10 protein-coding genes are annotated in these 6912 nt (G+C 61.1%); 6 read left to right on the top strand and 4 right to left on the bottom strand.

Features of this window, described 5'->3' with window-relative positions; translation table 11 throughout:
- Positions 1–4: 4 nt before the first annotated feature.
- Positions 5–1294: an OprD family porin gene (locus RR51_RS14625; RefSeq protein ID WP_039613930.1), complete on the bottom strand. Its 1290-nt coding sequence runs from the start codon at positions 1292–1294 to the stop codon at positions 5–7.
- Between the two features lie 361 nt (positions 1295–1655).
- On the opposite strand from RR51_RS14625, the gene RR51_RS14630 reads away from it, so the two are divergent.
- From RR51_RS14630 to RR51_RS14640, 3 genes are all read left to right on the top strand, one after another.
- On the top strand, positions 1656–2015 hold the full coding sequence (locus tag RR51_RS14630) for a histone-like nucleoid-structuring protein, MvaT/MvaU family (protein ID WP_015270810.1): 360 nt from the start codon (positions 1656–1658) through the stop codon (positions 2013–2015).
- A gap of 225 nt (positions 2016–2240) precedes the next feature.
- Positions 2241–2768 (top strand): lactoylglutathione lyase, encoded by a 528-nt coding sequence (gloA, locus tag RR51_RS14635; protein ID WP_013973118.1) that lies wholly within the window; start codon positions 2241–2243, stop codon positions 2766–2768.
- 97 nt (positions 2769–2865) lie between these two features.
- A complete protein-coding gene (locus tag RR51_RS14640) occupies positions 2866–3108 on the top strand; it encodes a hypothetical protein (protein WP_023660829.1) in 243 nt (80 codons plus the stop codon).
- 127 nt (positions 3109–3235) lie between these two features.
- On the opposite strand, the gene RR51_RS14645 is transcribed toward RR51_RS14640, so the two are convergent.
- Entirely contained in the window at positions 3236–4057 is an 822-nt protein-coding gene (locus RR51_RS14645; protein ID WP_024087341.1) for a shikimate 5-dehydrogenase, read from the bottom strand.
- Between the two features lie 162 nt (positions 4058–4219).
- Here RR51_RS14645 and RR51_RS14650 point away from each other — a divergent pair, with 162 nt between their 5' ends.
- Positions 4220–4564, top strand: a complete 345-nt coding sequence (locus RR51_RS14650; protein ID WP_039613931.1) for a hypothetical protein — start codon at positions 4220–4222, stop codon at positions 4562–4564.
- A gap of 94 nt (positions 4565–4658) precedes the next feature.
- Positions 4659–4841 (top strand): hypothetical protein, encoded by a 183-nt coding sequence (locus RR51_RS14655; RefSeq protein WP_003259487.1) that lies wholly within the window; start codon positions 4659–4661, stop codon positions 4839–4841.
- Positions 4842–4914: 73 nt separating this feature from the next.
- Here RR51_RS14655 and RR51_RS14660 read toward each other — a convergent pair whose 3' ends face one another.
- Together RR51_RS14660 and RR51_RS14665 are read right to left on the bottom strand one after the other, a co-directional pair.
- Positions 4915–5400: a glycoside hydrolase family 24 protein gene (locus RR51_RS14660; protein ID WP_039613932.1), complete on the bottom strand. Its 486-nt coding sequence runs from the start codon at positions 5398–5400 to the stop codon at positions 4915–4917.
- A gap of 64 nt (positions 5401–5464) precedes the next feature.
- Positions 5465–5830, bottom strand: a complete 366-nt coding sequence (locus RR51_RS14665) for a hypothetical protein (protein WP_013973123.1) — start codon at positions 5828–5830, stop codon at positions 5465–5467.
- 163 nt (positions 5831–5993) lie between these two features.
- On the opposite strand from RR51_RS14665, the gene RR51_RS14670 reads away from it, so the two are divergent.
- Entirely contained in the window at positions 5994–6818 is an 825-nt protein-coding gene (locus RR51_RS14670; protein ID WP_039613939.1) for a S24 family peptidase, read from the top strand.
- The last annotated feature ends 94 nt before the right edge of the window (positions 6819–6912 follow it).

The raw sequence follows: 6912 nt of genomic DNA on the forward strand, positions 1-6912 counted from the left end.
CCCGTCAGAAGATGGAGAAGTTGTAGCTGACGATGACCCGTGTCTCGTCCATGTCACGCGCCCATTTTTCATAATTGCTGCGGTAAGTGGAATTACGCAGGCGCACGCTTACGTCCTTGAACGTGCCACTTTGCACCTGGTACTTGAACTCGGTGTCGCGTTCCCATTCTTTGCCTTCGGCCGTACTGCCCGGCACCTTGATATTGTCACCGTTGATGTAACGGGTGAAGAAGGTCAGGCCAGGCACGCCCAGGGCCTTGAAGTCATAGTCATAACGCACCTGCCAGGAACGCTCCTGGGCGGCGGCGAAGTCGTTGACCTGGGCATAGTTGACCAGGTACGGGTTGCTGCCATCCAGGTATGGCATGGCACTGTCGCCATACATGCGCTGCCAACCGGCACTGAGCTTGTGGCCACCCAGGCTGTAGCCGAGCATGCCGCTGAATGCGCGATGGTCTATTTCGCCGGCGCGGGCATTGCCGATGTCATCACTCTTGATCAAGCGCAGGTCTGCCGACAGGCTGCCCACCGCCAATGGCTGGCTGGCGACCAGGCCGAGGAAGTGCTGGCGGTAGATGTTCTCCAGCTTGGCCACCTGGTACTGGGCGCTGAAGCGTTCGTTGAAACGGTAATCGACACCAGCCAGGTCAAAGTGATCAGCCTCGATATCGCAGGCATAGCGCTTGTTCTTGCAATGCACGCGAATGTCCTGGCGGTCGGTGGAATCCCGTGCGGTGTACTTGTCCAGGCGGGCCAGGGTGAACTTCAGGTCGCGCACTTCTTCGGAAGTGAGCATGGCGCCATGGAACATGGTCGGCAGCAGGCGGCCATCGTTGTACTTGAGCAACGGTACATCCGGCATCATCGAACCGTACTTGAGCACGGTACTGGAAACCTTGACCTTGGCCGCCAGGCCCATCTTCGCGTACTGGTCGGCCGAGTGGCGCGGGTCGTGACCGGAAGACGGCAACAGGCCGCTGTTACTGTCCGCCGGGCTGGAGTCAAGTTTGAAGCCGAACATGCCCAGCGCATCCACGCCAAAACCTACCGGGCCCTGGGTATAACCCGACTGCACATTGAGGATGAAACCTTGTGCCCATTCTTCGCGTTTGGACGCACCCTGGCTGGAACTGCTGTGGCCGTCACGAAAATCCCGGTTGAAATAGACATTGCGTGCTTCGACCTTTGCACTGCTGTCTTCAAGAAAACCGGCGGCCTGGGCATTGACGCCGGCACACAACAGGAACAAGCCGGCAACACGACGCCCGGGGGCGAGGGGGAAAGGGGCAAACATGGGAGAAAACATCCAGAATCAAGGCGAGTAAACAACCTGTGGCACGTGTTGGCCACGGTACTGCGAGGGGGCCGAACAATAGCCGGCCATCATCTGAAATGATCGCGCGAAGGCTCTGGCACGGGCCATTGGACCATGGTCTAAGCGCGCCACAAGGCAAACGCGGAAAAACCGGACAATACCGCGCGCAAAACTAGGAAAGTTCCCTGCTTACTTACAAAAAGTTTGCAGTTTACCCAGTACCCATGAATGACTACACTCGATATCAGCGAACAGCGGAACCCACCCGCGTGGCCGGCGTTTTTATTCTTCTTCAATGTTCGTCACGCCCTGCCACGACCGACGTACAGGAGTGATTACAGTGTCCAGACTTGCAGAGTTTCGTGCTGCCGAAAAAGCGCTCCAGGAACAGATGGCGCAACTGGAAGCGTTGAAAAAGGATGCCGGCCTCAAACGCGAAATCGAATTCGAGCAGAAACTAGTCGGCCTGATGAAAAGCTACGACAAGAGCCTGCGCGATATCATCGCCATCCTCGACCCGAAGGCAGTGGCCCGGGTTTCCAGTGCAGCACCCAAGCAACAGCGCCGCGCGCGCGTGGTGAAGGTTTACACCAACCCGCATACCGGCGAGCGAATCGAGACCAAAGGCGGCAACCACCGTGGGCTCAAGGCCTGGAAAGAGCAATACGGCGCCGCCACGGTAGAAAGCTGGGTACGCTGATGAAACGTCCACACGCACTTCACACTTTTTTCACAAGGGCTGGCTCAGTATCGAGACAGCTAAAGGACTAGCGACCCCATCACGCGCCCGCACATGCGGGCCTCTAATTCCAGCGCCCTGCCTTGTGCAGGGCGCTTTCATTTGCGCAATCGGCACACTGCCGTATCATGGCCAGCCTGTCTGTTTTGCCGGTGCCCTGCGCCCGGCCCCGTCTCAGGAGTTCCCATGAGCCTGCACGATCTGCAAACCCTGCCTGGCGTCACCGCCCAACCGGATGCCGCCACCGCCCAGTTCGTTTTCAACCACACCATGCTGCGGGTAAAGGACATCGAAAAGTCCCTGGACTTCTACACCCGCGTGCTGGGTTTCCGCCTGGTAGACAAGCGCGACTTCCCCGAAGCTGCCTTCAGCCTGTACTTCCTGGCCCTGGTCGACCCGGCGCAGATCCCGGCCGATGACAACGAACGCCACCAGTGGATGAAGTCTATTCCGGGCGTGTTGGAACTGACCCACAACCACGGCACCGAAAACGATGCCGAGTTCGCCTACCACAACGGCAACACCGACCCGCGCGGCTTTGGCCACATCTGCGTCTCGGTACCGGACGTACGCGAAGCCTGCGCACGCTTCGAGGCACTGGGTGTACCGTTCCAGAAACGCCTGCAGGACGGGCGCATGAACCACCTGGCCTTCGTCAAGGACCCGGACGGTTACTGGGTCGAAGTCATCCAGCCGACCGAGCTCAAAGGCTGAGCACTCATCGCTGCTCGCTCGTCGGGCCGGGAACTCCCGGCCCTTTGCTGTGGTATATGAAGGTAACTGCTTCACATGCCACAGCGAGGTAAGGACGATGCAATCTCTTCACTGTGAATATCGCAAGCACACCATCACCGCCAGCGTGATGCCCCACCCCGATTCCCCCCTGCCCTATGCCGCCGGGTGCCTGATTACCGACCCCGAAGGGCACACCAGCAGGCGCATGTCGATGCCGATGAAGTTCTTCTCCGACCTCGAGAACGCACAGCATGTATCGCTGGCCCATGGCCGGGCACTGGTCGACCAGCAGCTGGATGAAGGGCACAAGGTGTTCTGACCTTGTCAATGCTTGTGCCGGCCTCTTCGCGGGTAAACCCGCTCCCACAGGGGTAGCGCCGTTGCTACATGCGTGCGCTATCCCTGTGAGAGCGGGTTTACCCGCGAAAGGGCCGGCACAGGAATAATCAGATATCCCGGGCGTACGCCACCGCCGCCTCCACCTGCGCCAGGGTGGGTCGCACCCCGGTGTAAAGCACGAACTGCTCCAGCGCCTGCAGCGCAATCACCTCCAGCCCGGTGATCACTGGCTTATCCAACGCCCGCGCTCGGCGGATCAACGGAGTACTCTCCGGCATCGCCACAACATCAAACACCCGCGCCGCCGCGGCGATGGCGTTCTCGGAAAACGCCAGCTCCTCGGCCTCGGGCCCGCCCGCCATGCCGATCGGCGTCACGTTCACCAGCATGGGTGGGCACAGGTCGCCCAGCTCCGCCACCCAGCGATAACCACACACATCCGCCAGCTGCCGCCCCGCCTGCTCGTTGCGCGCAACGATGATGCCTTCGGCGAACCCGGCATCGCGCAAGGCACTGGCTACCGCCTTGGCCATGCCGCCACTGCCGCGCAGGGCAAACGCCGTGGACGGGTCGACCTGGTGCTGCGCCAGCAACTGACGCACGGCCAGGTAATCGGTGTTGTAGGCCTTCAGGTGGCCATTGGTATTGACCAGGGTATTGACCGACTCGATGGCCGCAGCCGATGGGTCGATCTCGTCGACCAGGGCCATGCAGGCTTCCTTGTACGGCATCGATACCCCGCAACCGCGGATACCCAAAGCGCGAATGCCCGCCACCGCCGCCGGCAGGTCATCGGTGCGCATGGCCTTGTAGTAGAAGTCCAGGCCCAGCTGCTGGTAAAGGTGGTTGTGGAACCGTACACCGAAGGTGCCGGGGCGGCCGGCCAGGGAGATGCACAGCACGGTGTCTCTGCTTGGAGTTGCCGACATAACCTGCTCCTTTGTCATAACTGAAACGTTTGTTCAGCGTAACAGAGGTAACCGCTGGTCGTCCCTTACACAACCTTTACCGTTCCCCCGTGCTCAGCTGACGAAGAGTGGAGTCATAGTAATAGGACCCCACACTTGGGGTGTCCTTGCGAGGGTTTCTTCATGAACCGTCACATTCCCGGAGTCGCCCTGCTGGTCGGTGCCCTGGCCATCAGCGCACCCGCTGTCGCCCACGGCGGCCATGGCCATGGCGGTTGGTATGGCCCCGGCCCGCTGCTGGGTGCGGCCGTGGTTGGCGCCGTGGTCGGGGCGACGGTTTATGGCGGGCGTGACCGTACCGTGTACGTCGAGCGCCAGCCGGTCTACTACGGGCCGCCCCCGGTGTACGTGCAACCACCACCACCGCCGGTCTACTACCAGCCGTACTACGTGCCAGCACCACCGCCCCCGGGCTACCGCACCTACTACGGCCCGCCACCGGTGTATTACGGCCCGCCGCGCTGGTAAATGTTGATAGAACCAATGACCACTATCGAGGAAGTTAATTTCAAACCGCCCCGGCTGCTGCGTAAGGTAGGGCCATGTTTTACAGGAGGTCCACATGGCCACTATCCAGATCATGTCCGTTGTTGGCAGTGCCGTCCCCGCTTCGCTGCGTGAGCAGGGCCTGCTCGCATGCTGGTACCTGGTGCGCAACGGCGAAGCCGTAAGCGGCCCGATGCCGACCCGCGCCTCGGCCCAGGCCCTGGTCGAACAGTTGCAACCAGGCACCATGGTCGCCTGACCCGTATTTGTTGTGCGTTGCTCCCTACGCCCTTCTGGCCCGCCTACCTGGCGGGTCTTTTTTTGCCTGGGCGTTACGCCTGCACCTCCCCGCCGCAGGCAATGAACATTGCCAACAACGCGGCCAACTGGTGCTCACGCTGACCGTAGCCCGCGCCAGGCAAGCTGGCCCAGATAGGCGCGGCCTTGGCGATCGCCTGGACAATGCGGCCAGCCTTGATCAGAGCCAAGGCACCGCGTTCGCTCAGCAACTTGATTGCCGCGAGGTCCTGGGCCTCAGGGGTAAAGCGGCCATTGAAGCCATAGGTGCTCACGATGGCATCCCAGGTACCGGCCAGAATCTGGTACCGCCCAGCCGCAGAACTGTGGATGCCGTAGCTGGGCAACCACACCTTCTGCTTCGGGTGCCCGCTGTAGTCATTGAACAGTTGGCCGCCGACCAGGACGTTGTAGCCATCGTCGCTGGCAGCGATGGTCGAGGTACCTTCGGACCAGGCCAGCATGTCCAGGAACGCGAGCACGTTCGCACCGCCGACAGCGGCAGAATCCAATCGAGCCATGTTGTCTCCATGCAGAAGAAGCCCATACGCATGGGCGTGAACAGAATTTGTCTTGCGGGCCGCCTCACTCACCCTGCTTCCCGCGCAGGCGGGCGACGCCCTCGCCCTGGACGGTGACCTGCCGGGGTGGATGGCCACCTCGACTGGTCAGCGCTTCGATCTTGCCTTCCAGGCGCCCTACAGTGATCACCAGTTCATTGCGTTCCTTTGCAAACTGATCGGCCCTGGCCTGCGCTTCCCTTCGGGCATCACGCTCGATATCGAGCAACTCGTTCAGGCGCCGGACCACGCCAATATCAGCGTTGTCCATGGCACGGTCAGCCGCATCCCTGGACAGCCACTTGCGCAGCCAGAGGAATGCGCCCAGCAACACGGTGCCTGTTCCGCCCAGCCAAGTGATGGTGCCTGGGCCGAGGTCAGTCGGATCCATGAAAACCTCATTACCAATGGTGATGTCGTAAGCCTTGGAGAACAGCTTCTCGGTGGCTTTCCTTGCTTGCATGATAAATTTAGCCTGCAGCTAATTTAATGACAAGGAAAATTTAGCCATGAGCACATTTAGCAGCAAGCTAAACACTGGCATGCTTCGCTCCATGGACATCTACGAAATTCGCAAGCACAACCTGGTCAAGTTGATCGGCAGCCAGAGAAAGGGATCCTGCGCGGAGCGCTGGGGGATGGCGCCCGCGCACCTGAGCCAGATCCTTTCGGACAAGACAGCGAAGAACCTGGGCGATGACGTGGCCCGCCGAATCGAGGGCATCGAAGGCTTGCCGCGGGGGTGGTTCGACGCGATGGCAGCGGGCGACCAGGCGCAGTCGCCGGCCGAGGCTGGCGACAGCAAGCTTTCCGCAGCCGACCTGGTCAAGCAGATGCTTGCCAGAAGCGGCAGAGGCATCCCTGAAGAAACCCGGCAAAGGCTGCTGGCCGCCGCCGAGGAGCCGGCAGACTCGACGCTGGTGGCGGCTGAACTTGTTCGGCCAGGCCTGGTGGGCGACGAAGTGTGGATTGCCCACTACGACGTCCGCGCAGCCATGGGTGGCGGGCAGATCCCCCACGACTACCCCGAGATGTTCAAGGATGTTCGCGTCAGCCCAAGCCACCTGCGCGAGCTGGGCGTGGAGTTCAGCGAGCACCACCACCTGAAGATGGTGACCGGTTGGGGCCAGTCGATGGAGCCGACCATCAAGCACCGCGACCCGCTGATCGTGGACGTCAGTATTCGCGAGTTCGTCGGTGACGGAATCTACTTCTTCTCCTGGGGCGACCACATCTATATCAAGCGATTGCAGATTGCGGACGAAGACCATTTCGAGATGATTTCCGACAACTCGCGGCACAAGGACCGCATGATTCGCCGGGAAGAGACCTACATCCAGGCCAGGGTGCTGCTGGTGTGGAATGCGCACCTTGTGTAAGGCGAAGCCCACCACCCCGGCGTAATGCTGTCCCTTCGCGGGCAAGCCCGCTCCCACAGCCAAGCGGTACGCGTACCCTGTGGGAGCGGGCTTT

This window comes from Pseudomonas sp. C5pp (genome assembly GCF_000814065.1).
Lineage (GTDB): Bacteria > Pseudomonadota > Gammaproteobacteria > Pseudomonadales > Pseudomonadaceae > Aquipseudomonas > Aquipseudomonas asiatica.

Coding starts and splice junctions, on each gene's coding strand:
- RR51_RS14625 (WP_039613930.1), bottom strand. CDS start 1,294: ATGTTTGCCCCTTTCCCCCTCGCCCCCGGGCGTCGTGTTGCCGGCTTG.
- gloA (WP_013973118.1), top strand. CDS start 2,241: ATGAGCCTGCACGATCTGCAAACCCTGCCTGGCGTCACCGCCCAACCG.
- RR51_RS14640 (WP_023660829.1), top strand. CDS start 2,866: ATGCAATCTCTTCACTGTGAATATCGCAAGCACACCATCACCGCCAGC.
- RR51_RS14645 (WP_024087341.1), bottom strand. CDS start 4,057: ATGTCGGCAACTCCAAGCAGAGACACCGTGCTGTGCATCTCCCTGGCC.
- RR51_RS14650 (WP_039613931.1), top strand. CDS start 4,220: ATGAACCGTCACATTCCCGGAGTCGCCCTGCTGGTCGGTGCCCTGGCC.
- RR51_RS14655 (WP_003259487.1), top strand. CDS start 4,659: ATGGCCACTATCCAGATCATGTCCGTTGTTGGCAGTGCCGTCCCCGCT.
- RR51_RS14660 (WP_039613932.1), bottom strand. CDS start 5,400: ATGGCTCGATTGGATTCTGCCGCTGTCGGCGGTGCGAACGTGCTCGCG.
- RR51_RS14665 (WP_013973123.1), bottom strand. CDS start 5,830: ATGGATCCGACTGACCTCGGCCCAGGCACCATCACTTGGCTGGGCGGA.
- RR51_RS14670 (WP_039613939.1), top strand. CDS start 5,994: ATGGACATCTACGAAATTCGCAAGCACAACCTGGTCAAGTTGATCGGC.